23 protein-coding genes are annotated in these 25082 nt (G+C 65.4%); 10 read left to right on the top strand and 13 right to left on the bottom strand.

Annotated elements, in window-relative coordinates; translation table 11 throughout:
- Positions 1-136: 136 nt before the first annotated feature.
- Entirely contained in the window at positions 137-409 is a 273-nt protein-coding gene (locus tag G8O24_RS15630) for a phosphopantetheine-binding protein (protein ID WP_188100689.1), read from the bottom strand.
- A 358-nt stretch (positions 410-767) separates the two neighbouring features.
- On the opposite strand from G8O24_RS15630, the gene G8O24_RS15635 reads away from it, so the two are divergent.
- The 4 genes from G8O24_RS15635 to G8O24_RS15650 all read left to right on the top strand — a co-directional run bounded on the left by G8O24_RS15635 (position 768) and on the right by G8O24_RS15650 (position 6976).
- Positions 768-1985: an acyl-CoA dehydrogenase family protein gene (locus tag G8O24_RS15635; RefSeq protein ID WP_188100690.1), complete on the top strand. Its 1218-nt coding sequence runs from the start codon at positions 768-770 to the stop codon at positions 1983-1985.
- A 55-nt stretch (positions 1986-2040) separates the two neighbouring features.
- The gene (locus G8O24_RS15640; protein WP_188100692.1) at positions 2041-3021 is read left to right on the top strand and encodes an amino acid--[acyl-carrier-protein] ligase; all 981 of its coding nucleotides are present in this window, start codon (positions 2041-2043) and stop codon (positions 3019-3021) included.
- Between the two features lie 36 nt (positions 3022-3057).
- Positions 3058-3933 carry a GNAT family N-acetyltransferase gene (locus G8O24_RS15645; protein ID WP_188100693.1) on the top strand — a complete coding sequence of 292 codons (876 nt, stop codon included), beginning with the start codon at positions 3058-3060 and terminating at the stop codon, positions 3931-3933.
- Positions 3934-4111: 178 nt separating this feature from the next.
- Positions 4112-6976 (top strand): PAS-domain containing protein, encoded by a 2865-nt coding sequence (locus G8O24_RS15650; RefSeq protein ID WP_244645868.1) that lies wholly within the window; start codon positions 4112-4114, stop codon positions 6974-6976.
- Positions 6977-7157: 181 nt separating this feature from the next.
- Here the strand turns inward: G8O24_RS15650 and G8O24_RS15655 are convergent, their stop codons facing one another.
- Complete coding sequence (locus G8O24_RS15655) at positions 7158-8852, bottom strand: bifunctional diguanylate cyclase/phosphodiesterase (RefSeq protein WP_188100696.1); 1695 nt, start codon at positions 8850-8852, stop codon at positions 7158-7160.
- A 219-nt stretch (positions 8853-9071) separates the two neighbouring features.
- Between G8O24_RS15655 and G8O24_RS15660 the strand changes: the two genes are divergently transcribed.
- Positions 9072-9332, top strand: a complete 261-nt coding sequence (locus tag G8O24_RS15660; RefSeq protein ID WP_188100793.1) for a hypothetical protein — start codon at positions 9072-9074, stop codon at positions 9330-9332.
- A 205-nt stretch (positions 9333-9537) separates the two neighbouring features.
- Here the strand turns inward: G8O24_RS15660 and G8O24_RS15665 are convergent, their stop codons facing one another.
- The 3 genes from G8O24_RS15665 to mtgA all read right to left on the bottom strand — a co-directional run bounded on the left by G8O24_RS15665 (position 9538) and on the right by mtgA (position 11352).
- Positions 9538-10179, bottom strand: coding sequence for a hypothetical protein (locus G8O24_RS15665; protein WP_188100698.1), 642 nt, complete (start codon positions 10177-10179; stop codon positions 9538-9540).
- 143 nt (positions 10180-10322) lie between these two features.
- Positions 10323-10505: a 50S ribosomal protein L32 gene (rpmF, locus tag G8O24_RS15670; protein ID WP_007598106.1), complete on the bottom strand. Its 183-nt coding sequence runs from the start codon at positions 10503-10505 to the stop codon at positions 10323-10325.
- A 172-nt stretch (positions 10506-10677) separates the two neighbouring features.
- Complete coding sequence (mtgA, locus tag G8O24_RS15675; protein WP_188100700.1) at positions 10678-11352, bottom strand: monofunctional biosynthetic peptidoglycan transglycosylase; 675 nt, start codon at positions 11350-11352, stop codon at positions 10678-10680.
- A gap of 160 nt (positions 11353-11512) precedes the next feature.
- Between mtgA and G8O24_RS15680 the strand changes: the two genes are divergently transcribed.
- Positions 11513-12436 (top strand): polyprenyl synthetase family protein, encoded by a 924-nt coding sequence (locus G8O24_RS15680; RefSeq protein WP_188100701.1) that lies wholly within the window; start codon positions 11513-11515, stop codon positions 12434-12436.
- 172 nt (positions 12437-12608) lie between these two features.
- A complete protein-coding gene (locus G8O24_RS15685; RefSeq protein WP_188100703.1) occupies positions 12609-13286 on the top strand; it encodes a DUF1345 domain-containing protein in 678 nt (225 codons plus the stop codon).
- Positions 13287-13305: 19 nt separating this feature from the next.
- On the opposite strand, the gene G8O24_RS15690 is transcribed toward G8O24_RS15685, so the two are convergent.
- Together G8O24_RS15690 and G8O24_RS15695 are read right to left on the bottom strand one after the other, a co-directional pair.
- Entirely contained in the window at positions 13306-15135 is a 1830-nt protein-coding gene (locus tag G8O24_RS15690) for a caspase family protein (RefSeq protein ID WP_188100705.1), read from the bottom strand.
- Positions 15136-15317: 182 nt separating this feature from the next.
- Entirely contained in the window at positions 15318-15746 is a 429-nt protein-coding gene (locus G8O24_RS15695) for a GFA family protein (protein WP_188100706.1), read from the bottom strand.
- A gap of 96 nt (positions 15747-15842) precedes the next feature.
- Here G8O24_RS15695 and G8O24_RS15700 point away from each other — a divergent pair, with 96 nt between their 5' ends.
- From G8O24_RS15700 to G8O24_RS15710, 3 genes are all read left to right on the top strand, one after another.
- A complete protein-coding gene (locus G8O24_RS15700; RefSeq protein ID WP_188100708.1) occupies positions 15843-16217 on the top strand; it encodes a nuclear transport factor 2 family protein in 375 nt (124 codons plus the stop codon).
- Between the two features lie 190 nt (positions 16218-16407).
- Entirely contained in the window at positions 16408-17265 is an 858-nt protein-coding gene (bla, locus tag G8O24_RS15705) for a class A beta-lactamase (RefSeq protein ID WP_188100709.1), read from the top strand.
- 45 nt (positions 17266-17310) lie between these two features.
- Positions 17311-18921 carry a Na+/H+ antiporter gene (locus G8O24_RS15710; protein ID WP_191093211.1) on the top strand — a complete coding sequence of 537 codons (1611 nt, stop codon included), beginning with the start codon at positions 17311-17313 and terminating at the stop codon, positions 18919-18921.
- Between the two features lie 22 nt (positions 18922-18943).
- Here G8O24_RS15710 and G8O24_RS15715 read toward each other — a convergent pair whose 3' ends face one another.
- The 6 genes from G8O24_RS15715 to G8O24_RS15740 all read right to left on the bottom strand — a co-directional run bounded on the left by G8O24_RS15715 (position 18944) and on the right by G8O24_RS15740 (position 24991).
- The gene (locus G8O24_RS15715; RefSeq protein WP_376708070.1) at positions 18944-19753 is read right to left on the bottom strand and encodes an N-acetylmuramoyl-L-alanine amidase; all 810 of its coding nucleotides are present in this window, start codon (positions 19751-19753) and stop codon (positions 18944-18946) included.
- Between the two features lie 3 nt (positions 19754-19756).
- Complete coding sequence (locus G8O24_RS15720; protein WP_188100711.1) at positions 19757-21094, bottom strand: Rieske 2Fe-2S domain-containing protein; 1338 nt, start codon at positions 21092-21094, stop codon at positions 19757-19759.
- Positions 21095-21165: 71 nt separating this feature from the next.
- On the bottom strand, positions 21166-22062 hold the full coding sequence (locus G8O24_RS15725) for a TauD/TfdA dioxygenase family protein (protein WP_188100713.1): 897 nt from the start codon (positions 22060-22062) through the stop codon (positions 21166-21168).
- Positions 22063-22211: 149 nt separating this feature from the next.
- A complete protein-coding gene (ispG, locus tag G8O24_RS15730) occupies positions 22212-23495 on the bottom strand; it encodes a flavodoxin-dependent (E)-4-hydroxy-3-methylbut-2-enyl-diphosphate synthase (RefSeq protein WP_188100715.1) in 1284 nt (427 codons plus the stop codon).
- A gap of 12 nt (positions 23496-23507) precedes the next feature.
- Positions 23508-24461, bottom strand: coding sequence for a DMT family transporter (locus G8O24_RS15735; RefSeq protein WP_188100798.1), 954 nt, complete (start codon positions 24459-24461; stop codon positions 23508-23510).
- Positions 24462-24496: 35 nt separating this feature from the next.
- Positions 24497-24991: a Fur family transcriptional regulator gene (locus tag G8O24_RS15740; protein WP_188100717.1), complete on the bottom strand. Its 495-nt coding sequence runs from the start codon at positions 24989-24991 to the stop codon at positions 24497-24499.
- Positions 24992-25082 lie beyond the last annotated feature (91 nt).

Consider the following 25082-nt stretch of genomic DNA (forward strand, 5'->3'; position numbering starts at 1 on the left):
TGTCGTCCCGGCGAAGGCCGGGACCCATAAACACAGGGAGTCGTTTGGCGCCGACTGGTCGTTCGGTATTGCTACCATCCACGATCGATGGATCACGCGGTATGGGTCCCGGCCTACGCCGGGACGACAGCGGAGATTAAGCCGCGGCCGCCAGCTTCAGCTGGGTCGCGACCATGCGTTCCAGCGTCTCGACGGACTGGAAATTCTCCGGCGTGATCTCGGACTGCGGAATCGTGAAATCGAACTCGGCTTCGACGCCCAGCATCAGATTGACCATGTCCATCGAGGTCAAGCCGGCGTCAACAAGCTTCGTCGACGGCGTGATATCGGCGGTGAGCGAGTTCTGCTCGAGGATGCCCTTCACCAGCTTGATGATGCGGTTAAGCACGTCAGTGTCGAAGGCCTGCATGGTTAAATTCCCATATGTCTCTAGAAGGTCGGACCAGTCGCCCGGTACGATGGTCGCGACGGGCCGATCTCACAATGGGCGTCACCATTACTTCGCGTTTCTTAGTAAACGATGACTCAGATTGTCTGGAATCCGCCCTTCTACCAGATCCCTAACGTGATCGCCGAAATTCCGGCGGTGCAAAAAACCGGACCTTAACTGTCCATTCGGAATTGGGCTTCGTTTACCCTCTATTTCATCGACGAATTTGAATTAAATCCGTAGCCTCGTCTCACAAGCAAAGATGGTCGGAGGATTGCTGATGCGGCGTCGCGAATGATGCCGGCGATCCTGAACGACAAAATGGAGGCGGACGAGTATGAACGTGCGTGAAGCAGTCCTCACTGTCGACGAAACTCAGACCAGCCTGCTCGAGCAGGGCCCCTCCCTCGTCGAGCGCGCCGCCCGGACCGCAGCCGTGGCCGCAACCGATGCCGACGGCGTCGATCGCGACGCCCGCTTTCCTCACAAGGCTTTCGATACCGCGCGGGAGCAGAAGCTGCTCGGCGTCATGATCCCGGTCGAGTTCGGCGGCTTCGGCGCCTCGATCTACGATGTCACCGATATCTGCTACACGCTGGGGCGCGCTTGCGCCTCGACTGCGATGATCTACGCGATGCACCAGACCAAGGTCGCCTGCGTCGTCAGGCACGGCCACGGCATTCCCTGGATGGAAACCATGATGCGCCGGGTCGCCCGCGACCAGTGGCTGCTCGCCTCCTCCACCACAGAAGGTCAGAACGGCGGCAACATCCGCGCCAGCGCGGCCGCGGTCGACCATGCCGGCGACACCATCTCGCTGGTGCGCGACGCCACCGTGATCTCCTACGGCGCCGAGGCCGACGGTCTCGTCACCATCGCCCGCCGCGCCACCGATGCAGCCGCATCGGACCAGGTGCTGCTGGCGCTCGCCAAGGACGATTATTCGCTGAAGCAGACGCAGGGCTGGGAAACGCTCGGCATGCGCGGCACCTGCTCGACCGGCTTCGAGCTGAAGGTCGATTGTCCCGCCGACCGCGTCTTCCCGGAAGCCTATGACAAGATCCACGCTCAGACCATGACTCCGTTCGCGCATCTGTGCTGGTCTTCGGCCTGGGCTGGCATTGCCGCCGCCGCTGTGACACGTGCGCAAGCCTTCGTCCGCAAGGCGGCTCGCGCCTCCGGCGGCCAGATGCCGCCGGCCGCCGCGCACTTCACTGCCGCGAAAATGTCGCTCGCAAAACTTCGCGCGCTGATAGCGGCCAATACCGAGGCTTTCGCTCGCGCCGAGCATGACGAGCGCGCGCTCGGCTCGCTCGACTTCCAGTCTTCGATCACACTCTTGAAGGTGCAGGCCTCCGAGCTTGCGGTCGAGACCGTGATGCATGCGATGCGTACCGCGGGCCTTTCCGGCTACCGCAACGACGGCGAGTTCACCATGGGTCGGCATCTGCGCGATGTGCTGTCGTCGCCGATCATGATCAACAACGATCGCATCCTCGCTAACGCCGCCACCTCGACGCTGATGAGCGGTGTGCCGGCAAGCCTTCGCGACTGACGGCTCGGCGACTGAACCAACAAGAACAATTTCTCAGATAGCAGGACATCGAACCATGAACATTGCCGTCCTCCCCGACTCGCCCGAGACTGCGCCTGGCATCGTCGACCCGCTCGATCATCTTGCCGACAAGCTGTTCCACCGCATGGGCGCCGATGGCGTCTATGCCCGCACCGCGCTCTATGAGGGCGTCGTCGAGAAGCTCGCCGCGTTGATCACCGGCCACCGCGAGGCCGGCACCGAGGTGATGCGCTTCCCGCCGGTGATGAGCCGCGCCCAGCTGGAGAAGTCCGGCTATCTCAAGAGCTTTCCGAACCTGCTCGGCTGCGTCTGCGGCCTGCATGGCACCGAGCGCGAGATCAACGCCGCGGTGAGCCGTTTCGATGCCGGCGGCGACTGGACCACCTCACTCTCGCCGGCCGACCTCGTGCTGTCGCCCGCCGCCTGCTACCCCGTGTATCCGATCGCGGCGAGCCGCGGAGCTTTACCGAAGGGCGGCCTGCGCTTCGACGTCGCGGCCGACTGCTTCCGTCGCGAGCCGTCAAAGCATCTCGATCGGCTGCAATCGTTCCGGATGCGCGAATATGTCTGCATCGGCACACCCGATGACGTCGCCGATTTCCGCGAGCGCTGGATGGTGCGCGCGCAGAAGATCGCGACCGATCTCGGCCTGACCTTCCGCGTCGACTATGCGAGCGATCCCTTCTTCGGTCGCGTCGGCCAGATGAAGGCGGTGAGCCAGAAACAGCAGCAACTCAAGTTCGAGCTCCTGATCCCGCTGCGTTCGGAAGAGCAGCCGACCGCCTGCATGAGCTTCAATTACCATCGCGAACATTTTGGCACGACCTGGGGCATCCAGGACGCCAATGGCGAGCCCGCGCACACCGGCTGCGTCGCTTTCGGCATGGACCGCCTGGCGGTCGCAATGTTCCACACCCACGGCACCGATCTCTCGGCCTGGCCCGCCAAGGTGCGGGAGATCATGGGCATGCAGTCGCAAGTCGCGGCGGACGCCCACGGTGAAGGCTGGCGCTGAGATAAGAGGCCGACCATTTCCACGGGCAAGACGAGCGTGATCCACACCAAGGTCCGATGCCGCGAGATCACCGAGTCCGATGTCGAAGCCATCGCGGACTTGCTGACGCGCGGCTTCGTCGGCCGCTCGCGCAACTATTGGATCCAGGGCCTGCGCCGGCAGGCGTTCCGGCCGGTGCCGGAGGGCTATCCGCGCTTTGGCTACATGCTCGACAACGATGGCGAGCCCGTCGGCGTGCTGCTGCTGATCTACACCACGCGCAAGGACGGCGAGGAGACGGCCATCCAGTGCAATCTGTCGAGCTGGTATGTCGAGCCGGCCTACCGCAACTACGCACCGCTGCTGACCAAGATAGCGCAGCGGCACAAGCACGTGACCTATCTCAACATCAGCCCGGCGGTGTGGACCTGGCCGATCATCGAGACGCAGGGCTTTCGCGCCTATTGCCGCGGCCTGTTCTTCTCGGTGCCGGCATTGTCGCGCGCCCCGCGCTGGAGCAAGATCGAGGTCATCCCTCCGCACGCCAAGCAGATCGACGGCCTCTCGGAGGCCGAGACCGAGCTGCTGACGCGGCATGCGCGCTATAACTGCCTCAGCCTGGTCTGCCGCACGCCGAAGGGCGTCTTTCCCTTCATCCTGCAGCCGGTGCGGATCCGCCGCGGCTTCATCGCACCGCCGGCGATGCAGCTGATCTACTGCCGCAGCGCCACCGAATACACCGCCTGTGCCGGCCGCATCGGCCGGCTGCTGTTGCGGCTCGGCAAGATCTCGGTGATCATCGATTCCAACGAGCCGATCCCCGGCCTTGTCGGTATTTATACTGAGCGGCGCGGCCGCAAATATTTCAAGGGCCCGCATCGCCCGCGGCTGGCCGATCTCACCGACACGGAACTCGTGCTGTATGGGCCGTAGCAGCGGCGCTCGCGCGAGCGATCGATCATTGCGTGTTCGAAGGCCCGTATTCTCTGCGTCGGTAGTCACCCTCCGTAAACTACGGCGCTTAAGGGAATTTTCCCGCCTCTTCGCTACCCTCGCCGGCTGAAATACGCTGCGTCAGGTCTATTGCCGCCGAGATCCCGCTGATCCCATGATGTCGAACCGCGACAACGAGCTCGGTGCACGCCGCGAGCAAGGCCAGCAGGCCCTGCTGTCGCTGAGCCAGCTCGCGCTCGACCGCATGGAGCAGGGCGTTTGCGTCTACGACGCCGATAACCGGATCGTGCTGGTCAACACGCGCTATCTGACGCTGTTCAATTTATCGAGCGACATCGTCAGGCTCGGAACGCGCTATCGTGACGTGCTCGCCCATAGCGTGGAACGCGGAAACATCCCGGCGAGCGAGCTCGACGCGCTCTATGCTTCGCGGATCGCCTTGATTACGGCCGGCAAGCCGTTCCAGACCCGGCAGACGCTCGCGAGCGGCCTCGTCATCACGCTCGAACTGAAACCGCTTCCCGACGGCGGCTGGATGACGATCTGCGACGACGTCAGCCGCCTCGCCCGCCTCGAGGCCGAGCTGCAATTGCAGACCGAGCGCAGCCAGCACGCGGTTGCACACATGTCGCACGGCCTCATCATGTATGACGCCACCAGCCATATCGTCGTCTGCAACGAGCGCTTCTTGCAACTCTACGATCTCGACCCCGACGTCGTGAAGCCGGGTATCACCCACGACGCGACCATCGATCACTGGCTGTCGCGCGGCAACCGGGCGGAGATGTCCGCAGGCGAGTTCCGCGATATCAGGATGAACGACGTCCGGACGAGAAGCCCGAAGACCGTTCTCGTGACCTGCCATGACGGCCGAAAGGTCCTGGCCATATCCCGGTTCATGCCCGACGGCGGCTGGGTCACCGTGCACGAGGACGTCACCGACCGGCTGCAGCACGAGGAAGCGCTGAAGCAGAAGAACCTCATGCTCGACGCTGCGCTCGAGAACATGGCGCATGGCCTCGCCTTCTACGACAGCGACATGCGCCTGCGCATCTGCAATTCCACCTATCAGAAGATCTACCGGCTGTCGCCGGAGGAGAGCAAACCGGGCACGCATCTGTTCGAGCTGATCGAGCGGTCGATGGCGAACGGCGCCTTCTCCTCCGAATACAGCCCGCAGCAGATCCTGGAGGCCGCCCGCGCCCGGATCGCCAACCGCGACTCCTCGCCGATGCGGCGGAGCATGACCAACAACACGGTGATCTCCGTGCGCTATTGCGCGCTGACGGATGGCGGCTTCGTCGCCACCTACGAAGACATCACCGAGCGTGAACGCGCGGTCGAGGAGCTGAGCGAGCAGTACCGCCGCTTCGACGCGGCGCTGAACAACATGAGCCAGGGCCTGTGCATGCTCGATGCGAGCCTGCGCGTGATCGTCTGCAACCGCCGCTACATCGAGATGTACGGCCTGTCGCCCGAGATCGTGAAGCCCGGCGTCTCGATGCGCGAGATCATGGAGCACAGCTGCGATCTCGGCATTCATCCGAACACGACCGCCGCAAAGCTCTATGCCGACTATGTCGAGCGGCTGCGCGAGGGCGAGCACACGCTGCATCGCCATTTGAGCGACGGCCGCATCATCAAGCTCAACCACAAGCGGATGGAGCATGGCGGCTGGGTCGTCACCTATGAAGACGTCACCGAGCGTCACAAGGCCCAGGCGCGCGTCGCGCACATGGCCCAGCACGACTCCCTTACGGATCTGCCCAACCGCACGCTGTTCCGCGAGAAGATGGGCGAAGGGTTGAACCAGGTCGCGATCGCCGGCGGCGACATGGCCGTGCTGTGCTTCGACCTCGACAATTTCAAGACCGTCAACGACAGGCTCGGACACGCCGCCGGCGACCGGCTGCTGCGGTGGGTCGCGGCGCGGCTGAAGGAGAATGTCGGCGAGCACGATACCGTCGCACGCCTCGGCGGCGACGAGTTCGCGGTGCTCCAGCGGGGACCGCAACCGCAATCGGCGGAAAGGCTGGCGCGGCGCCTGGTCGAGATCATCGGCCATCCGCCGCCGCTGGAGAGCCAGTCGATCCATGTCGGCGTCTCGGTCGGCATCGCGATCGCGCCCGATCACGGCCTCGATGCCGACGAGCTGATGAAATGCGCCGACCTCGCGCTGTACCAGGCCAAGGCCAAGGGGCGCGGCGCCTATCAGCTGTTCGAGCCCGAGATGGAAGCAGCGGCGCGCAGCCGGCACGCGCTCGAGCACGATCTGCGCGGCGCGCTGGAGGCGAGCCAGTTCCATCTGGTGTTCCAGCCGCAGGTGCGGCTCGACACCACCGAGCTGACCGGCTTCGAGGCGCTGCTGCGCTGGAAGCATCCCTCGCGCGGCTTCGTCTCGCCGGCCGAATTCATTCCCATCGCCGAGGAGAACGGGCTGATCGTTCCGATCGGCGAATGGGTGCTGCGCAGGGCCTGCGCCACGGCGGCCTCGTGGCCCGATGTCACGGTCGCGGTGAACCTGTCGCCGGTGCAGTTCCGCTCGCGCGGACTGGTGGCGATGGTGACGAGCGCGCTGGCGGAAGCCGGCCTGCCGCCGCAGCGGCTCGAACTCGAGGTGACCGAGACGGCGCTGCTCGACGACAGCGAGGCCACGATCGGGATCCTGCATCAGCTCCGCGCCCTCGGCGTGCGCGTCAGTCTCGATGATTTCGGCGTCGGTTACTCGTCGCTGAGCTATTTGCGCAAATTTCCGTTCGACCGCATCAAGATCGACCGCTCTTTCGTCGGCACGCTGGGCGAAAGCCCGGAGAGCGTCGCCATCGTCCGCACCATTGCCAGCCTCGGCTCCGTGCTCGGTGTCGAGACCACGGCGGAAGGCGTCGAGACGGCGGAGCAACTCGACTTCGTGCGCGAATGCGGCTGCACCGCCGTGCAGGGATATTATTTCGGCAAGCCGTGTCCGGCGGCCGAGGTCGGACGCACGATCGAGACGCTGAACGCGGTCCGCCGCGTGGCGTGAGCCTGGTCTCGTCTCATCGCGTTCGAAAACAACCCCATGCACAGTAGAACGGGGCGTTGATTTCACAGGAAAAATTTGTCGCAAGTAGGGTGGATTAGCCGAAGGCGTAATCCACCACTTCTCTCTCTACACGGATAGCAGGTGGTGGGTTACGCCTTCGGCTAACCCACCCTACGGCAGCTCAGCTTGCCGCGGGCAGCGCGCTGTCCGGCGGCGCGCCCCACGGGCGGTCGGCTGAGGCGAGGCCGATCAGGCGGCCCTGGATGTAGTCGCAGCCCCAATCGCGCAGCATGGTGGCGGCCTCCTCGTCCTGCACCCATTCGGCCACCGTCTTGATGTCGAGGCGGCGGGCGAGGTCGATCAGCGTCTGCACGAAGGCGCGGTCGTCGGCGGACCGGGTGATGTTCTGCACGAAGGCGCCATCGATCTTGACGATATCCACGCCGAGCTTGCGCAAATTGCGGAACGAGGTGTAGCCGGCGCCGAAATCGTCGATGGCGATGTGGCTGCCGAAATTCTTGAGGCGGCTGACGAAGGCGCGAACGTCGTCGATGTCCTGGATCGCGACGGTCTCGGTGATCTCCACGATCAGCCGCTCGGCGACCCCGGGATGGGCGCGCATCAGCGATTCGATTCCGGCCCACCAGTCCGGATCCATCGTCGTGTCCGGCGAGATGTTGAGGCTGAGCCGAACGTCGGGCGCCGCCGCAAGCTCGGCAACCACCAGCTCGAGCACGCGATGATCGACCAGCCTGATCAGGCCGAGCCGTTCGGCGACCGGCACGATGTCGGGCGCAAGCAGCACCTGGCCGTCGCCCTGGTCCATCCGCACCAGGCATTCGTGGAACGCGCCCTCGCGGGTGGCGGACGAAACCACCGGCTCGTAGGCGAGCTTAATCCGGCGCTCGTTCAGTGCGGTGACGATCTCGTCGGTGACACGGATGTTGACGCGGCGCTGGGCGTCGCGCTCGGCGTTCGGACGCCAGGCGGCGAACGCGCCGGCGCGGCGGCGCTTGGCGGCATCCAGCGTCTCGTGGGCGCGGTTGATCGCCTCGTCCGTGCTGCGGGCATAGCGCGGCAGGCTGACCGCGCCGATCGAGATGGTGACGGACACCGGCCCCGACTTGGTCGGCACCACCTCATCGCGGACGCCGGCAAGGAAGCGCTCGGCGGCGACGTTCATGTCGTCGACGGTGCAGTTCTTCAGGATCAGGCCGAATTTGTTGCCCGAAAAGCGTCCGAGCACGTCGCCGCCCCGCAACCGGGCGCGAATGCGCTTGGCGACGTCGAGGATCACGGCATCGGCAACGTCGAAGCCGAAGGCGTCGTTGACGCGCGCGAGATGGTCGATGCCGACCAGCATGAAGGCCGCCGTCGAGCGGAAGCGGCTGGTCTCCTCGATCGCCTCGGCCAGCGCCGCGATCAGATGGGAGCGATTGAGTTCGCCGGTGAGCGGGTCGAGCCGGGCAAGCCTGGTCAGCTCCTCGTCGCGGGCGTGCCGCTCATTGTTGATGCGGACGGAGCCGATCGCGCGCACGGGCCGACCGTCGGCGCCGGCGAACCAGCGGCCGGTCTCCTCGATCCAGATCACCGGATCGGACGCGCTCATGCGCACGCCATATTCGACCCGGTACGGCGTGCCGTCGGCGCCGTGCACGGCCGACGTCTGCGCCAGCGCGGCACTGCGCAAGCCTTGCGCGGGCTCGATCAGCTTGGCGAACTCGGCGCCGGTCGCCAGCCGCTCGGCGGGGATACCGGGGAAGACTGCGCCGGCCTGGTCACCCCAGACGATGGCGTCGCTGGCGAGATCCCAGACGAACACGGCCTGGCCGAGGGCGGCCAGGATTTCGGAGGCTTGCGGCAATGTTGAAGTCAAAAGCGCCTCGTTTCGGGACAGCAGGGAGTCCTGAGCCGGCACAGGATACGGCCAGATTCGCCTCCGACCCTAGGCAAAGTTCATAAACAATTTGGAAACCACGTTCGCGAGGGCTGCGGAACGGAATAGGCTCGGCCGGCATGGGCCTTGCGAGACCATCGCATGGACCGGCGCCAGCGTCCCAAAACGCGCCAGGTCAATCGGGTCAGCGGTGTTGTGATGGTCAATGTGGATCAGATGGACGAGTCGATGCGGGAAGCCGGGACCGCGCTGGTCCCGCTCACGCCGGTCTTGCAGTTGGTTCGCAAGGTGCCGGTGACGCGCCCCGATCCGAGCTTCGTCACCCAGCTGATCGCCAATGCCGAGCATCTGCCGCAGACAAGCCGGCTGCGCCGCGGCTCGTCCGAGGACGCCCACATCGCCTATGGCAGCAAGCGCCCGCTGCCCAGCGTCAGCTCACGCACGCGGCAGGTGGCGTAGCGCCGCTTTCAGGGCAATTGTCGCCTCGCGCTCGCTCCGCCTCTCCCGCTTGCGGGAGAGGCCGACACGCTCGCAGAGCGTGGCGGGTGAGGGTTCTTTCCTCTTGGGGATTGTCCCATTGCGGTGACACCCTCTCCCCAACCCTCTCCCGCAAGCGGGAGAGGGAGCACACCGTCAATGCGGCGACAGGAATGGCGTATCTCGTTCACCGCGGCTCTTCAGGCGAGGACGGCGTGCCGTTGCCCGGCTGCAAATGCGGCGAGGGAATTTCCGGCGACGGCAGGGTGCCCTGCACAGGCTTCGGCGCGGGGTGATCCATCAGCACCGATTCGGCAACCGATTGCGCCGAGGGCGGGGGCGGCTCGGGCTGCGGTGCGGGCTCCGGATATTTCGGCTCGAACGTGGTCGCGGGCGGCGCCGTCTCGGCCTGGCGTTTCGCCTTGCGCGGCACCGCCACCGTCTCCGCGGCGACATAGGCAATGCGGCGGCGCGCGCGTTGGGCGATGCCGCCGAGGAAATCAGCCATCGCGAGCAGCACCAGCAGGAAGTAAGTGGAGTTGCCGAATTTGGGCCACATGACGAATTCGGCCGCGGCCGCGCCGAAGATGATCAGCGACAGCAGATGATCCATCAGGAACTTCGCGCCGGGCCGCGCGCCCTTGACCACCTCCAGCAGCAGCAGCACGACGCCAAGCGCCAGCAAGAGATCCGAGAGCGTGACCGGCCAGGGCTCGCCCGTGATCATCGGCACCCTGAACAGCACGTCCGAGAACGACACCGTCGGCATCAGGAAGGCGATGATGTTGTACACCGCGAGCGGAATCAGAAGCAGCGGGAAACCGACCATCGGCAAAGCGCCTTCTCGATCAAGATGTCCGGGCAGGACAAGGCGGCGGCGAAGCATTGGCTCCGCCGCCGTCACTGTCATATCTCATGGGTTGGCCGAAATCAGGCGGGCGCCATCAACCCGCCCAAAGAAAAGTCCCGAGCTCAGGACTCTTTCTTCTTCAGGACCTGACGGCCCTTGTACATGCCGGTCTTGAGGTCGAGATGATGCGGACGGCGGAGCTCGCCGGAGTCCTTGTCTTCCACATAGGTCGGCTTCTTGATGGCGTCTGCCGAGCGGCGCATGCCACGGCGCGACGGCGAGGTTTTTCTTCTCGGAACGGCCATTTCAGTATCCTCTAGGGATTGGTGTTCATCCGGGCAACGTCCGCAACGGGACGGCTCAGCACCCGCAATACGGGGCGAGCTGAATGCCGATCAAGGCCGGGCTTATAGAGGAAGGCTGGCCGTAAAGCTAGGGTTCTGGGACGGAAAATGCGCCCGAAAAAGGGCCCGAAAATCAGCGATTTTCCCGCCAGCAGGTCAAAAGCGAGGTGGCCTGGCCCCGCGCCACATAGGTCCCGGCCAGCCGACGGACGCCCGGCCCCGGGGTCCTGGCGCTGCGTTTGACCGGATTCGGCAGGACCGAGGCCAGAAGGGCCGCTTCCCGGGGAGAGAGATCGGCCGCCGACTTGCCGAAGGCGTAGGCACTGCCCGCCTCGACGCCAAACTGGCCCTGCGGGCCGAACTCGGCGATGTTGAGGTAAATCTCCAGAATCCGCGGCTTGGGCAGAACGAGATCGATCCACAGCGCCAGCGGGAATTCCAGCGCCTTGCGGACGAAATCGCGCCCCTGCCAGAGGAACAGGTTCTTTGCCACCTGCTGGGTGATGGTGGAGGCACCGCGGAACGACGTGCCGTCCTCCTGGGCGTCGTTGATGGCCTCGCGCAAGGCGCCCCAGTCGATGCCGTGATGCTTGCAGAAATGGGCGTCCTCGGCCGCCACCACCGAGCGCGGCAAATAGGGCGACATCTCGGCCAGATCGATCCATTGGCGATGCATCGGCGCGCCCGTCAGCGAACGCCAGGCCATCAATGTCGAAACCGGATGGCCGGTGCGGTAGAACGGCGCGACCACATAGGGCGAGAGAGCCACGACCGCGAGCACGACAAGCAGGATTTTGACGATGCGCAAATCGACCTTTCCGGCACGAAATGAACGTGGCCGCTCATCCCGCCATTAAGTCTGTGATAATTCGGGCCTTTTCCAGCACTTTTTAGGCCTTTCAAACGATTGACTGGGGCAGGCGCATAAAGGATTGTCCCGCCGAATTTTAGTTCTGGAGCCTTTCTTGATGACCGGCACGTCCCCGTCCGATTTCGCCAAGCGTCTGGACAAGACCGCTGATGACACCGAGGCCTTGCTCGCTCGCCTGCTGTCGGACGACATCCTGCACGACGAGATCGCCCGCCCCAAGCGGCTGATGGACGCAATGCGCTATTCGAGCCTGAACGGCGGCAAGCGCCTGCGGCCGTTCCTGGTGGTCGAGAGTGCGGCCGTGTTCGGCGTTCCCCGCGACGCTGCGCTGCTCGTCGGCGCCGCGCTCGAATGCATCCACTGCTATTCACTGATCCATGACGATCTGCCGGCGATGGACAATTCGGACCTGCGCCGTGGCCGTCCCACGCTGCACAAGCAGACCGATGACGCCACCGCGATCCTCGCCGGCGACGGCCTCTTGACGATCGCCTTCGACATCATCACCCGCGACGAGGTCCATCGCGACGCCAATGTGCGCCTCCTGCTGACGCGCGCGCTGGCGCGCTGCGCCGGCATCGGCGGCATGGTCGGCGGCCAGATCCTCGATCTCGCCGGCGAAGGCCGCTTCGGTGGTAACGAGCCGATCGACGTCGCCCGTATTCAGCAGATGAAGACCGGCGCGCTGCTGCGCTTCGGCTGCATCGCCGGCGCGCTGCTCGGCCAAGCCTCGCAAAAGGAATATCAGGCGCTCGACGATTACGGCCGCGCACTCGGCGAAGCTTTCCAGATCGCCGACGACCTGCTCGACGTCGAAGGCGATGCGGCCGCCCTCGGCAAGCCGGCAGGCGCCGATGCCGTGCTCGGCAAGACCACCTTCGTCACCCAGCTCGGCATCGAAGGCGCCAAGCAGCGCGTGCGCGACCTGCTCGCACGCGCCGACAGCGCCGTGTCGATCTTCGGCGACCGCGCCGCCGTGCTGCAAGCCGCCGCGCGCTTCGTGGCCGAGCGGAAGAATTGAGGTTGGGTTTTCACCTCTCCCGCTTGCGGGAGAGGTCGCGCCGAAGGCGCGGGTGAGGGCTTTCTCCTCTTGGGGGTTCTCGCTTGTGGAGATACCCTCTCCCCAACCCTCCCCCGCAAGCGGGGGAGGGAGCGCACCTGTGATGCCGCTCGGACCTCTCCGGAAAATCTGCATGGAAAAAGAAGATCCCGTCCTCGCCCGCTTCCGCCAGAGGTCGCGGCCGATGCGGCTGATCTATGCGCGGCCGCGGACCTTCATCTCGCTCGCCGTCGGCATCCTTGTCTGCCTGCTGATCCCCGGTTCGTTCCGGCTGGTGACGCGGCTGTTGTTCGGCTGGGATGCGCTGATCGCGGTCTATCTCGTGCTGGTCTACAGCATGATGCTCAACAACGACCACCAGCACATCCGCCGCAGCGCCGCGATGCAGGACGACGGCCGCTTCGTGATCCTGCTGGTGACCGCGACCGGCGCCTTCGCCAGCATCGCGGCGATCGTCTCGGAACTCGGCGCCCATCGCGGTGCCGCGGAGTTGACCATTGCGATTACCACGATCGCGCTGTCCTGGGCCGCCGTGCACACGACCTTCGCTCTGCACTACGCTCATGATTATTACCGCCCCCCGGCCGGCGGATTGCAGTTTCCTCAGGGCAACGAGGAAGACCACGCCGACTATTGGGACTTCGTCTATTTCTCGTTCGTGATCGGCATGACCGCGCAGGTCTCCGACGTCGGCATCACCGACAAGACCATCCGCCGCACCGCCACCGCGCACGGCATCGTGTCGTTCATCTACAACACGGCGCTGCTGGCGCTGACCGTGAACATCGCAGCGAGCGCGATCGCGACTTAAGTCCCTCTCCGGTGTCGTCCTAGTAACAGACCTCGGCGTTGGCATCGTTGCCGGGGCCGCCACCGCCGCGATATTCCAGATGGCAGCCGCGGTTCACCGGGCGGCAGCCGCTGCTGTTGCAGAACATCTGCCCACTACCCGAGGCGCGGCCGGCGCCGGCTGCGATACCGGCTGCAGCACCGCCGATGCCCGCAACACCCGCCGCGCCGATCTGCGGACGCTGCCGGGCCGGACGGCTTTCGCTGTCGTCGCGCCGCGAGGTCGCGGGCTTCGAGGGCGCAGGCTTTGCGGCGCGCTTCTTCTCGCATTCATTGTCGTCGTTGAGCACAAAGCCGTCGCCGCAGACGATCCTGGTGCACTTGTCGCCGTCGGCCTTGAAGCCGTGGTCGCAGACCAGCGGACAGACGCGCGACTGCTTCGACTTGACGGCGTCGAGCGCATCCGTGCTCGCCACCTTCACGTCGAGCTTGGTGCCGGCATAGCGGTTGAACTGCGACAGCGACCGTTGCGAGGACGTGTTCCAGACGCCGTCAGGCTGGCCGGCGAAACAGCCGACGCGGCCGAGTTCGGTCTGCACCGAGCGGCTGAGATCGGCCGGCGTCGTCGTGGGCGTCAACGAGGCGACATTGGTGCCGGCGGGGCCGGCGGTGCTGGCGGGCGCGGCGGCCGGCGTCGCAGCGGCGAGATTGACGCGCTGCTGCTCGGCAGCGGCGGCCTGCTGTTGCGCCTGCTCCTTGGCTTTCTGCGCGGCAAGCTGGGCCTGCTCGGCCGCCTTTGCATCGGCCGCGGCCTTGGCCTGCGCGTCTCTCTGGGCGCCAAGCGCGGCAAGACGATCGCGTTCGGCCTCGGCCTGCTTCGCCTTCTCGATCGCCGCCGCATGAACCTGCTCGGCCTGGATCTTGTCGAGCTGCAGCTTGGCAAGGTTCGCATAGAAGCCATCGGGATGCTGGGCCAGGAAGGCTTCCCATGCCGGCTTGTTGCCGACCTGAAGCGCGAGCTCATAGTCGCGGCGCATGTCGGCCTGCGGATTGATCGCAGGCGCGGGCGCCATCGCGGCGGTCGCGGGGGCAGCCTTGACCGGCACCAGCGGCACGTCCTCGCCGCCGAGCGAGCCGTAGACGAAGGGCTCCTGCTTGTTCCCGGTCGACCTCAGCACCTCGTCGCGGATGAAGCCGAAGGCGCGGCGGACGTCGAGCCCCGGCGTCGTCAGATGCTTCGAGAGCGCGATGGTGAACGGGCTGTTGGCACCGTCGCCGTCCTGCGCCGTGAAGCCGGCCTTGGCCGAATAGGCGATCAGCGTGTTGGTGCTGGTCGGCTCGACCTGGGCCAGGCCGCGGCCGATGCCGCGCGAGGCAAGCGTGCGCTTCATGGTCCTGCCGAACGGATTGTCGCGGCAGGCATCGAGGATCACCAGGCGAAGCTGCTTGGCCGGTTCGACCGCGACCAGCACGCGGTCGAGCGAGAGCGCCTCGTCATAGACGTCGGTGTCGCGCTCCAGCCTGGCATCGACAGGAATCAGATAATTGGAGCCTTCGACCTCGATACCGTGGCCGGCATAGTAGACCACGGCAATGTCGGCGTCGCGGGTCGCGTCGGCGAAATCGCGCAGCACGCGTCGCGTATCGAGCGCGGTCAGGTCATGGCGGGAATCGACCACATCGAAGCCGGCATCCTTCAGCGTCTTCGCCATCACCGCGCCGTCGTTGACGGGATTGGCGAGCGAGGGCGCGTGCTGATAGGCCGAATTGGCGAGCACCAGCGCAACACGCTTTCCGGCGAAGGCAGGCTCGGCGCCCGACATCAGCGCGAGGGCGAGAAGCAATGGGTAAAGTCTGAAAAAATTGCGCATGACAAGACTTCCAGGAGTTTGGGGGCAGTTCACACCCTCGGGGCCAGCCTTAGCAAGATCCGCCGCCAGCGCTTGTGATGGAGGTCACGAAGAACGCGGCGGCGACCGGCCGAGGAACCCCTTTTGTTAGTCGCGCCAGTGCGTTGGCGGTTCGCCGCCAAACGCGCGCCAGTGGGTTTTCCCTAGCCATCTCCGACATGCCCCCGATATTGCGGCAGATCGTCCGTGATCTCGTGCCACGGCGCCTTGGAGCCGACGAAAATATGGGCCGTCGGGCGGATCGAGGGGGCGTCGACCAGGGTTCCCATGGCGACATGGGCCCATTTTCCGTCGCGGACCCGGGAATAGAGCAGCGAGCCGCAGCGGGCGCAGTGCGCGTCATGGGTGGTGTCGTCCCCGTAGATCATCCCCAGCTCCGCGCCCCTGACGAGATGCAGCTTGCTGTATTCGATGCCGGCGAACGGCTTGAACGCGGAACCGGTGGTGCGGCGGCAGTTCGAGCAATGGCAGTTCAGCGCGTAAGAGAAGGCGTCCGCCACCTCGTAGCCAACGGCGCGGCAACAGCATTCGCCGGCAAGGATGCGAGTCTTCTGATGTTGCGAACCCGTCATGATGGCGTCCCCGCGCAAATGGCAGAAGACACCCATAGCGCAATTCGATGTGTACGACTAAATTCGCGTCCAGCCATCATTCAAAGGGATGACCCCATGAGCCAGAACCGGTCGAGCGTCGAAGCCGTCGTGCAAACCTATTTTGACGGCCTTTACGAGGGCGACGCCGACAAGCTCGGCGAGGTCTTCCACCCCTCGGCCGATCTGCGTTCGGTCGAAAAGGGCGAGCTGAAGATCCTGACCGTGCCGGACTGGCTCGCCTGGGTGCGCAAGCGTCCCTCCGCCAAGGCGGAAGGCAAGCCGCGCGAGGATTTCATCGTCACCATCGACCGTTCGGACGACAAGACCGCCTTCATCAAGGTCAGATGCCAACTGCCACCGCGTTTCTTCACTGATTATCTGGTGGCGATGAAGCTCGCCGACGGCTGGCAGATCGTGTCGAAATCGTACAGGTACGACCTGAGGGAGTGAGGCTGCCTGAAATCAGGCGCAGTTGCCGCTCACCGGTCGTCATTGCGAGCCCAACTCTCGCCACACGTCATTGCGAGGAGCTCTTGCGACGAAGCAATCCCGCCTGCCCCTGTGGAGGGATTCTGGATTGCTTCGCTTCGCTCGCAATGACGGCGCGGATAGCGCATCCTCTTCTCCCCAAAGGTCCCCCATGCTGCTCGATCGCCGTTCCCTGCTCGCCTCGCTCGCCTGGATGGCCGCTGCTCCCGCGCTCGCGGCGGAGGCTCCGGCCGAACTCGAATCCTACGAGCGCGAGAGCGGCGGAAAGATCGGGGTCTATGCGGAGAATCTGGCGACCGGCAAGACACTCGCCTGGCGCTCCGACGAGCGCTTTGTGATGTGCTCGACCTTCAAGGCCTCGCTCGCGGCGTGCGTGCTGGCGCGGGTCGATCGCGGCGAGGAGAAGCTGGCGGCGATGATCGCCTACGGCAAGGCCGATCTGCTCGACTACGCACCGGTGGCGAAACAGAACCTGTCGGCCGGCGCGATGTCGGTCGCGGACATGTGCAAGGCGATCGTCGAGCTCAGCGACAACACCTGCGCCAATCTTCTGCTGGCGCGGGTCGGTGGCCCAGCCGCCCTCACGGCGTTCTGGCGCTCGATCGGCGACACCATTTCGCGGCTCGACCACAACGAGCCCGAACTCAACCGCTCGCCGCCCGGCGATGTCAGGGACACCACGACGCCAACGGCGATGGCCGGCAATCTGAAGCGCCTGGTCACGGGCGAGGTGCTGTCGCCGGCCTCGAAGGCCCAGCTCACCGAATGGATGGTCGGCTGCAAGACCGGTGCGAACCGGCTGCGCGGCGGCCTGCCGGCGAGCTGGACAATCGGCGACAAGACCGGCAATAACGGCAAGGACGCATCGGGCGATATCGCGGTCGCCTGGCCCAAACCCGATGCGCCGATCCTGATCGCGGCCTATGCCCAGGGCGGCTCGCCGAATCCGGCGCAGCTCGAGGCGGTGTTCGCGCGGATCGGGCGGATGGTGGCCGAGCGACTGGCCTAAAGCGCCCGCATTGACCTCTTGGCCGCTTCCGGGCCAAGAGAGGTCATGATCGCCGCGAAATTTCAGACCTTTCTCATCCTGCTGGCCGTGCTGGCGGGCACGGCCCTGGCCGCACGCCGCTTCAACATCGCCCCGGCCATCCTGCTGATGCTCTCAGGCGTCGGCCTCGCTTTCGTGCCGGGCATGCCGCCGGTGGAACTGCCGCCGGAACTGGTGCTGCTGATGGTGCTGCCGCCGCTGATCTACTCGGCGAGCGTCGCGATGAGCTGGCGCGAGTTCAGGAACAATTTGCGCCCGATCGTGCTGCTCGCCGTCGGCGCGGTGATCTTCACCGCGGCGATGGTCGCGACCGCGACCCATTACGTGATCGGCCTGCCCTGGAGCATCGGCTTCCTGTTGGGCGCGATCGTCGCGCCGCCCGACGTGGTCGCGCCGCTCGCGATCGCGCGGCGGCTGAACATGCCGCGACGGCTCGTCGTCATCCTCGAGGGCGAGGGTCTCGCCAACGATGCCACCGCGCTGATCCTCTACCGCTTCGCGCTCGCCGCGATCGTGGTCGGGCACTTCTCGCTGCCGCTGGCGGCCGGCGAATTTTCCCTCATCGTCGCCGGCGAGATTGCCTTCGGCATCGGCGTCGGCTGGCTGTCGCTGCGCTTCCGCAAATGGTCCAGGGATCCGCAGGTCGAGCTGACGCTGTCGCTGATCACGCCCTACGTGTCCTATTGGCTGCCGGAGCATGTCGGCGGCTCCGGCGTGATCGCCACCGTCGCCTGCGGCCTCTATGTGAGCTGGAACGGGCCGCTGCTGATTTCGGCGTCGACCCGCCTGCAGGGCATCTTCTTCTGGGATCTCATCATCTACCTGATCGAGGGCCTGCTGTTCCTGCTCACCGGCTTCCAGATGCGCGCGCTCTATGAGAAGTCGAAAGCGTTTCCGCTCGACGACATCATGATCGCGACCGCGGTGGTCATGGCCGTCATCGTGCTGGCGCGCTTTGCCTGGCTCTATCCCGCCACCTATCTGCCGCGGATGCTGAGCAAGTCGCTGCGCGCGCGCGATCCGTCGCCGCCCTGGCAATGGCCGTTCGCGCTCGCCTTTACCGGCGTGCGCGGCGCGGTGTCGCTGGCGGCCGCGCTGGCGCTGCCGTTCGCGCTGCCCGATGGCGAGGCCTTCCCGTATCGCGACCTGATCCTGTTCGTCGCCTTCGGCGTCATCTTCATCACCCTGATCGGCGTCGGCCTGACGCTGCCGGCGGTGGTGCGCTGGCTCGGCATCGCGCAGGCCGGACGCAGCGAGCACGTCGCCGAGCACGAGGCCGAGATCGCGGCCCGGCGCCAGGCGCTCGACGCCGCACTGAAATCGCTGGATGCGTTCTCCGAGGAGAAAGAGGTGTCGGACGAGGTGATGCGGCTGCTCCGCGCCCGTCACGAGATCCGCGTCAACCAGCTTCCTGACTCGCTCGATCCCGCCCACCACGACGTCTCCGCCGCCGGCACCGCGCTGACACGGGAGCTGATCGAGGCCGAGCGCAAATTCATCCATGACCTGCTGCGCGACGGCCAGATCACCGACGAGACGCGGCGGCGGATCGAACGCGATCTCGATCTCGAGGAAGCAAGTCTGGCGAACCGCGAGTATCGCGGAGTGCCGCTATAGCGTCGCGGCGCCGGCAGCAGCGCTATCGCTTCTCGCAATAGGTCCGCATCGCCGTCGATACGGCACCGGCAATCAGCTCCTGCCGCTCCGGCGAGTTCATGGCCATCTCCTCATCGCGATTGATGATGGATCCGGCCTCCAGCAGGACCGCGGCGCTGTTCGTCCGCGACAGCACGACGAGGCTGTCATAGCGATAGACGCCGACGTCCTTGTCCAGCAACTGGTGCCGGTAGCGGCCCATCAGCGGCAGGGTGTACTGGCTGGCATAGTGCAGACCGCCGGCTTTCAGCTCCTTGCCCAGCAGCCGGGCAAAAGACAGGCTGGCGGCGAAGTGCGGATTGCGCTCCGACACGAACAGCGAATGGCCGCTGAAGCGATCGCTGAACCAGCTCTTCGCGCCATCGAATTCCCATTGCTCGAGCAGCTGGTCCGGGACCGAATCATGGTGGATCGACAGGAAGAGATCCGCACGCGCGCCATTGGCGGTGGCGACGCGTTTGAGCAGGCTCGCTTTCGCCTTGCCGTCGGTCACGAGCACGCGGGTCGCGGCAAATCCTGACGCTTTCAGCCGCTCGCCGACGAGCTTGGCCAAATGCAGGTTGAAGCCGAATTCCGGATCGTTGCGCGCGCTGGTCGCGCCGAGCGCCTCGGAGGTGTGCCCGACATCGACGATGATGCGGAACTTGCCCGGCTCGCATCTTTCCGCGGCCGATGGCTTGACGCTCGCCTTCGCTGCCTTCGCCATGACGGCGTGGCGCGCTTCAAGACGCGGCGGCGATAGCACCGCCAGCGCTGCGGCGACGATCGCGACGATGCGCCAGGGCCGCGGCAAGGGCTACTCCGCAGCCGCGACTTTGGGACGGCCGACAAAGCCCGCGACGTCGCCAAAGCGCTCCAGCATCACCGCGGGAAGATCCTTGGCCTTGCTGGTGACGCAGGCGCCGGAACGCACGGCGTAGCGATCCTGATGCGCGGCCTGCGGCGGCGGTTCGCCTTCTTGCAGCGCGCGCGCCAGCTCCATCACGACTTTGCGGAAATGCATGATGCCGAGATCGGTCGGGCCGAGATGCTCGCGGGTGCGATCGGCGATCGGGCCCTGGCTGTCCTGCAAGGCGGCGTCCTGCTCGGACACGCCCTTGATGCCGGTGTAGCTTCTGGTCTTCTGCAGCTTGCGATCGATCAGATAGTCGTTGCCCTTGTGACGCAGCGGCACGTAACGGGCGTCGACCTCGGCGATCACGCCATTGCCGCGGTCATAGGCCTCGCGCTCTGCTTGCGTCAGCGGCCGCTCCGGATTCCAGGCATAGGTGTAGATCCAGCAGGAGGTGTCGGTGACGGGCACGAAAGTCTGGCCAAAGATGTTCTCGCCCGGCATCGCGCTCGGCGCGTAGGCGTGGAACGGCATCAGGAATTGCGCGATGCGCCAGTAGATGGCGTCGCCGCCGGTGAGCCGGCCGCCGGCAATGGTCAGCCCGGCCTCGTGCGACTGCACCTTGATCACGGGCCGCGGGTCCTCGGCGATCCAGCGCATATGGTCGCTGTTCATGCGCGCAATCGGGTTCACGAAATGCTTCTTGATGTCCAGGATCTCGTTCTCCTCCTTGTCGAAGGAGAGATGGGCAAAGGTGAAATGCGCGGTGTCGATCGAGCCCTCCAGCGCCTGCACCCAGTTGCAGTCCTGCCATTTCTTGCTGACATAGCGGTGCGAGGCCGGCAGCAGCGCCATTTCGAGATCAGGCAGCTCGGGCATCGCCTCCGCCGGCCCCATATAGGCCCAGATCATCTCGCCCCATTCGCGCGCCGGATAGGATTTGATGCGGATGAGATCCTTGGCGTTGAGATCGGGATAGGAGGTCGGCATGTCGACGCACGCGCCGTCGGTGTCGAACTTCCAGCCGTGATAGACGCAGCGGATGCCGCATTCCTCGTTGCGTCCGAGCCAGAGATTGGCGCCGCGATGCGGGCAATATTGGTCGATGACGCCGACCACACCGCGCGTGTCGCGGAAGGCGAGCAGCTCTTCGCCGAGCACGGTGATCTTCTTGGGCTCGCCGTCGGGTTCCGGCAGCTCTTCCGACAGCAGCACGGGAATCCAGAAGCGGCGCAACAATTCGCCCATGCCGGTCCCGGCACCGGCCTCGGTCAGGAACTTGTTGTCCTCGGCGCGGAGCATGGCTGATCCTCCCGAATATTTTTAAGGAAGATTGGCGCCGGAGCGCGAGGACGTCAACGCAGGAACGGCACTCACACCGGCCTCTCCCCCTTCACCGTGACGCGCGTGCCGGAGCGCGTGTGCGGCCAGTAGTCCCACATGGCGCGGTGCTGGGTGCAGCGGTTGTCCCAGAACGCGATGGCGTTCTCGGTCCAGCGGAAGCGGCACTGGAACAGCGGGTTCTCGGCGTGCTGGTAGAGATAGGCAAGCATCGCATCGCTCTCGTCGCGCGGGATGCCGTTGATGTGGCGGGTGAAGCCCCTGTTGACGTAGAGCGCCTTCCTGCCCGTGACCGGATGCGTGCGCACCACCGGATGCTCGGCGTGCGGATAGCTCGGCCTGTCGGCGATGCCATAATTCGCATAAAGCCCGCGATAGATCGGCTCGCCGTCGTGCAGCGCGGTGAGGCCATCGAGATAGGCTTTCATCCGGTCCGAGAGCGCCTCATAGGCCGCGTACATGTTGGCGAACAGCGTGTCGCCGCCGCGCGGCGGGCACTGCTTGATGTAGAGGATCGAACCCATCGGCGGCTCGAGATCGCAGGACACGTCGGAATGCCAGCCCTCGCCATTGGCGCGCGGCGAATTCTTGTCGGCATAGATCTTCATCAAGGCCGGATCTTCGTCCTCGTGGGGAGCTGCGGGATGGACATGCAATTCGCCGAACTTGCGGCCGAAGGCGAGGTGCTGCTTCGGCGTGATGTGCTGGTCGCGGAAGAAGATGACGAGATTTTCGGCGAGCGCGCGGTGGATCTCGTCCATCTGCTGGTTGGAGCTGATATCGCCCTCCACCAGCGCGCCGATGTCGACGCCGGAGATTTCCGCGCCGATGATGGGGGTGAGCTTTTCGACCGCGATGGTCTCGTAGGGCGCGCCGTCGTCAGCGGTGTGGCGATAGCGCGGGCCTTGCTTGCCGGCGAGTGAGCTCATGGCGTGTCTTCCGATCGTTGTTGAGTGGAAGACATCGTAGCGTGCGGGGGTGGATGTGCAATCTGCACCGCAACCACAGCCGTCGTCCCGGACAAGCGCAAGCGCAGATCCGGGACGACAGCAGTGTGTAGCGCACTAGTGGAGTGAGATCACTCCGCCGCCGTCTCCGGCACCTTGGCGCCCTGGCCGTAGCGCTGGTCGATGTAGTCGATCACCAGCGCCTTGAAGTCGGCCGAGATGGTCGGGCCGCGCAGGGTGCGGAACTTCTTGCCGTCGACGAAGACGGGCGCGGCCGGCGCTTCGCCGGTGCCGGGCAGCGAGATGCCGATATTGGCATGCTTGGATTCGCCGGGGCCGTTGACGATGCAACCCATCACCGCGACGTTGAGCTCCTCGACGCCGGGATATTTCGTTTTCCAGTTCGGCATCTCGTCGCGGATGAAATCCTGGATCGAGCGCGCCAGCTCCTGGAACGTGGTCGAGGTGGTGCGGCCGCAGCCCGGGCAGGCCGCAACCAGCGGCACGAAGGTGCGGAAGCCCATGGTCTGCAGCAGCTCCTGGCCGACCTGTACCTCGCGGGTGCGGTCGCCGCCGGGCTCCGGCGTCAGCGAGATGCGGATGGTGTCACCGATGCCCTGCTGCAGGAGGATGCCGAGCGCGGCGGACGAGGCCACGATGCCCTTCGTGCCCATGCCGGCCTCGGTGAGGCCGAGATGGATGGCGTAGTCGGAGCGCGAGGCGAGATCCTGATAGACCGCGATCAGATCCTGCACCGCCGAGACTTTTGCCGAGAGGATGATGCGATCCTTGGGCATGCCGAGTTCTTCGGCGCGCGCGGCCGAGAGCAGCGCCGATTGCACCATCGCCTCGCGCGTCACCGCGCGCACGTCGCGCGGATTGGCGGAGGCGGCGTTCTCGTCCATCAGCTTGGTCAAGAGCTCCTGGTCGAGCGAGCCCCAATTGGCGCCGATGCGCACCGGCTTGTTGTTCTTGTTGGCGATCTCGATGATGTCGGCGAACTGGGTGTCGCGCTTGTCCTTGAAGCCGACATTGCCGGGATTGATGCGGTATTTCGCCAGCGCCTCGGCGCAGGCCGGATAGGCCGCGAGCAGCTTGTGGCCGATATAATGGAAGTCGCCGATCAGCGGCGTGGTGATGCCGCGCTTGGCGAGGCCGTCGCGAATGTGCGGGACGGCGGCCGCGGCCTCCTCGCGGTCCACGGTGATGCGGACCATTTCGGAGCCGGCGCGCGCGAGCGCTGCGACCTGGGCGATGGTGCCGTCGATGTCGGCGGTGTCGGTGTTGGTCATCGACTGCACGACGATCGGCGCGCCGCCGCCGACGGCGACGTTGCCCACCTTCACCTGGGTGGTCTTGTGCCGGGGCGCGGGGCCCGCGAGGTCGGATTGAAGCGGGTTTTCGAGCTTGTTCATGGGGTCCAAATATCAGGTTTTGGTGACGTTCAGCAATGCATCAGCTGGCGCCGCAGCGGATTGGCTGGGACGGTTAACCAGAAAAAGCCCAGCAATTACAAGGACGGCTGCCGCCCCGAAGGCCAGGCTCAGGTGATCGTGCATGATGAAATAGCTACCCACCACGCCAAACAAAGGGGTGATGAAGGTAAAAGCCGACAATTTGCTGGCCGAATAGGTCTTCACCAGCGCGAACCAAAGCGTGAACGTGGTTCCCACCACCCAGATCGCCTGGAAGGCCATCAGACTGAGCGACAGCGGCGATGGGGTGTGGGTGATGGTTTCGCCGGACAGGAGAGCGGCCGCGCCGAGGATCGGGATCGACGTCGCGACCTGGTAGCCGAGCGCCTTCTCCGGCGCGGCGAAGCGCAGCCGCGTGCCCTTGGCGACCAGCGTGGTCGCGGCCCACAGCGCCGCCCCGCCGACGATCATGAGGTCACCGAGCAGGACGTGCGAATCGACATTGGGCTGCGGTACGCCGATCGCGAGCGCGACGCCGGCAAAGCTGATCGCCAATCCCAGCCATTGCGACCCGCCCAGTCGCTCGCCGAGCATCTGATAGGAACCGAGCGCGACGAAGAACGGCGCTGTGTAGAGGAACACCACCGCGCGAGAGGCCGAGGTGAGACGCAGACCCTGGAAAATCAGCACGAATTCGATGCCGAACATCAGCCCGGCGATCAGGCCGGGCTTCCACGTGCCGTCGCGCGTGAAGAACTTGACGCCGCGCAAGGAGCCGATGATGAACAACACTGGCAGCGCACCCATCGAGCGGATCATCGCCTGCAGCATCGGCGGGACATCCGGCAGCACCAGCTTGATCGCGATCTGGTTGAAGGCCCAGGTCAGGCACAGCATGAGCATGAGGGCAATCGCGCCGGCACTGAGAGGACGACCAGCGGATGGGTTGGCTTGAGGCGAGGACATGTCTTCCCGGAATCCGGCTTTGTGCCGTTGTTGCTTCAAGAATTCTTCTGACAATGGGTGCAGAGGCCCGTGATCTCCACCACGGACAGCTTCGGTGCGAAGCCTGAGCTGCGCGCCGCGGCGTTGAGTTCCCTGGCGAAGGACGCCGACGGGATCTCGCCGACGAGACCGCAGCGCTCGCAGATCAGGAACGCCACCGCCGAGGTCGAATCGTGGTCATGGGCGGCGCAGGCAAGATAGGCATTGCGGCTTTCGATGCGGTGCACAAGGCCGTTCGCCATCAGGAAGTCGAGCGCACGGTACACCGTGATCGGCGCCGGCCGCGGCATCGCTTTCGCCAGCTCGTCGATCACCTCATAGGCGCCGAGGGGGCGATGACTGGAGAGCAGCGCACCCAGCACCTGGCGGCGGATCGGCGTGAATTTCTGCGTCCGCTGCTCGCAAACGGCCTCCGCATGCGCCAGCGCGTCCGCGGTGCAGCGGCCGTGATCGTGGTCAGGCGTCGGAAAGGCCGGCTTTGCGAGGGTCATTCGGCCTGCCTTCTAGCATTTCGGCCGGGGAACCCAAAGCAGGACCGGGCCCGCGGCGGTCAGCCATGCTTTTGCGCCGGGACAGCACCGC

The sequence above is a fragment of the Bradyrhizobium campsiandrae genome (assembly GCF_014529705.1).
Classification (GTDB): domain Bacteria; phylum Pseudomonadota; class Alphaproteobacteria; order Rhizobiales; family Xanthobacteraceae; genus Bradyrhizobium; species Bradyrhizobium campsiandrae.

Bases quoted from the DNA above. Each gene is read 5' to 3' on its own strand.
- G8O24_RS15720 (WP_188100711.1), bottom strand. From the start codon at position 21,094: ATGCTCCGCGCCGAGGACAACAAGTTCCTGACCGAGGCCGGTGCCGGG.
- G8O24_RS15690 (WP_188100705.1), bottom strand. From the start codon at position 15,135: ATGCGCAATTTTTTCAGACTTTACCCATTGCTTCTCGCCCTCGCGCTG.
- G8O24_RS15700 (WP_188100708.1), top strand. From the start codon at position 15,843: ATGAGCCAGAACCGGTCGAGCGTCGAAGCCGTCGTGCAAACCTATTTT.
- G8O24_RS15660 (WP_188100793.1), top strand. From the start codon at position 9,072: ATGGTCAATGTGGATCAGATGGACGAGTCGATGCGGGAAGCCGGGACC.
- bla (WP_188100709.1), top strand. From the start codon at position 16,408: ATGCTGCTCGATCGCCGTTCCCTGCTCGCCTCGCTCGCCTGGATGGCC.
- G8O24_RS15680 (WP_188100701.1), top strand. From the start codon at position 11,513: ATGACCGGCACGTCCCCGTCCGATTTCGCCAAGCGTCTGGACAAGACC.
- G8O24_RS15735 (WP_188100798.1), bottom strand. From the start codon at position 24,461: ATGTCCTCGCCTCAAGCCAACCCATCCGCTGGTCGTCCTCTCAGTGCC.
- G8O24_RS15665 (WP_188100698.1), bottom strand. From the start codon at position 10,179: ATGGTCGGTTTCCCGCTGCTTCTGATTCCGCTCGCGGTGTACAACATC.
- G8O24_RS15725 (WP_188100713.1), bottom strand. From the start codon at position 22,062: ATGAGCTCACTCGCCGGCAAGCAAGGCCCGCGCTATCGCCACACCGCT.
- G8O24_RS15695 (WP_188100706.1), bottom strand. From the start codon at position 15,746: ATGACGGGTTCGCAACATCAGAAGACTCGCATCCTTGCCGGCGAATGC.
- G8O24_RS15640 (WP_188100692.1), top strand. From the start codon at position 2,041: ATGAACATTGCCGTCCTCCCCGACTCGCCCGAGACTGCGCCTGGCATC.
- rpmF (WP_007598106.1), bottom strand. From the start codon at position 10,505: ATGGCCGTTCCGAGAAGAAAAACCTCGCCGTCGCGCCGTGGCATGCGC.
- G8O24_RS15685 (WP_188100703.1), top strand. From the start codon at position 12,609: ATGGAAAAAGAAGATCCCGTCCTCGCCCGCTTCCGCCAGAGGTCGCGG.
- G8O24_RS15630 (WP_188100689.1), bottom strand. From the start codon at position 409: ATGCAGGCCTTCGACACTGACGTGCTTAACCGCATCATCAAGCTGGTG.
- G8O24_RS15740 (WP_188100717.1), bottom strand. From the start codon at position 24,991: ATGACCCTCGCAAAGCCGGCCTTTCCGACGCCTGACCACGATCACGGC.
- G8O24_RS15710 (WP_191093211.1), top strand. From the start codon at position 17,311: ATGATCGCCGCGAAATTTCAGACCTTTCTCATCCTGCTGGCCGTGCTG.
- G8O24_RS15635 (WP_188100690.1), top strand. From the start codon at position 768: ATGAACGTGCGTGAAGCAGTCCTCACTGTCGACGAAACTCAGACCAGC.
- ispG (WP_188100715.1), bottom strand. From the start codon at position 23,495: ATGAACAAGCTCGAAAACCCGCTTCAATCCGACCTCGCGGGCCCCGCG.
- G8O24_RS15650 (WP_244645868.1), top strand. From the start codon at position 4,112: ATGTCGAACCGCGACAACGAGCTCGGTGCACGCCGCGAGCAAGGCCAG.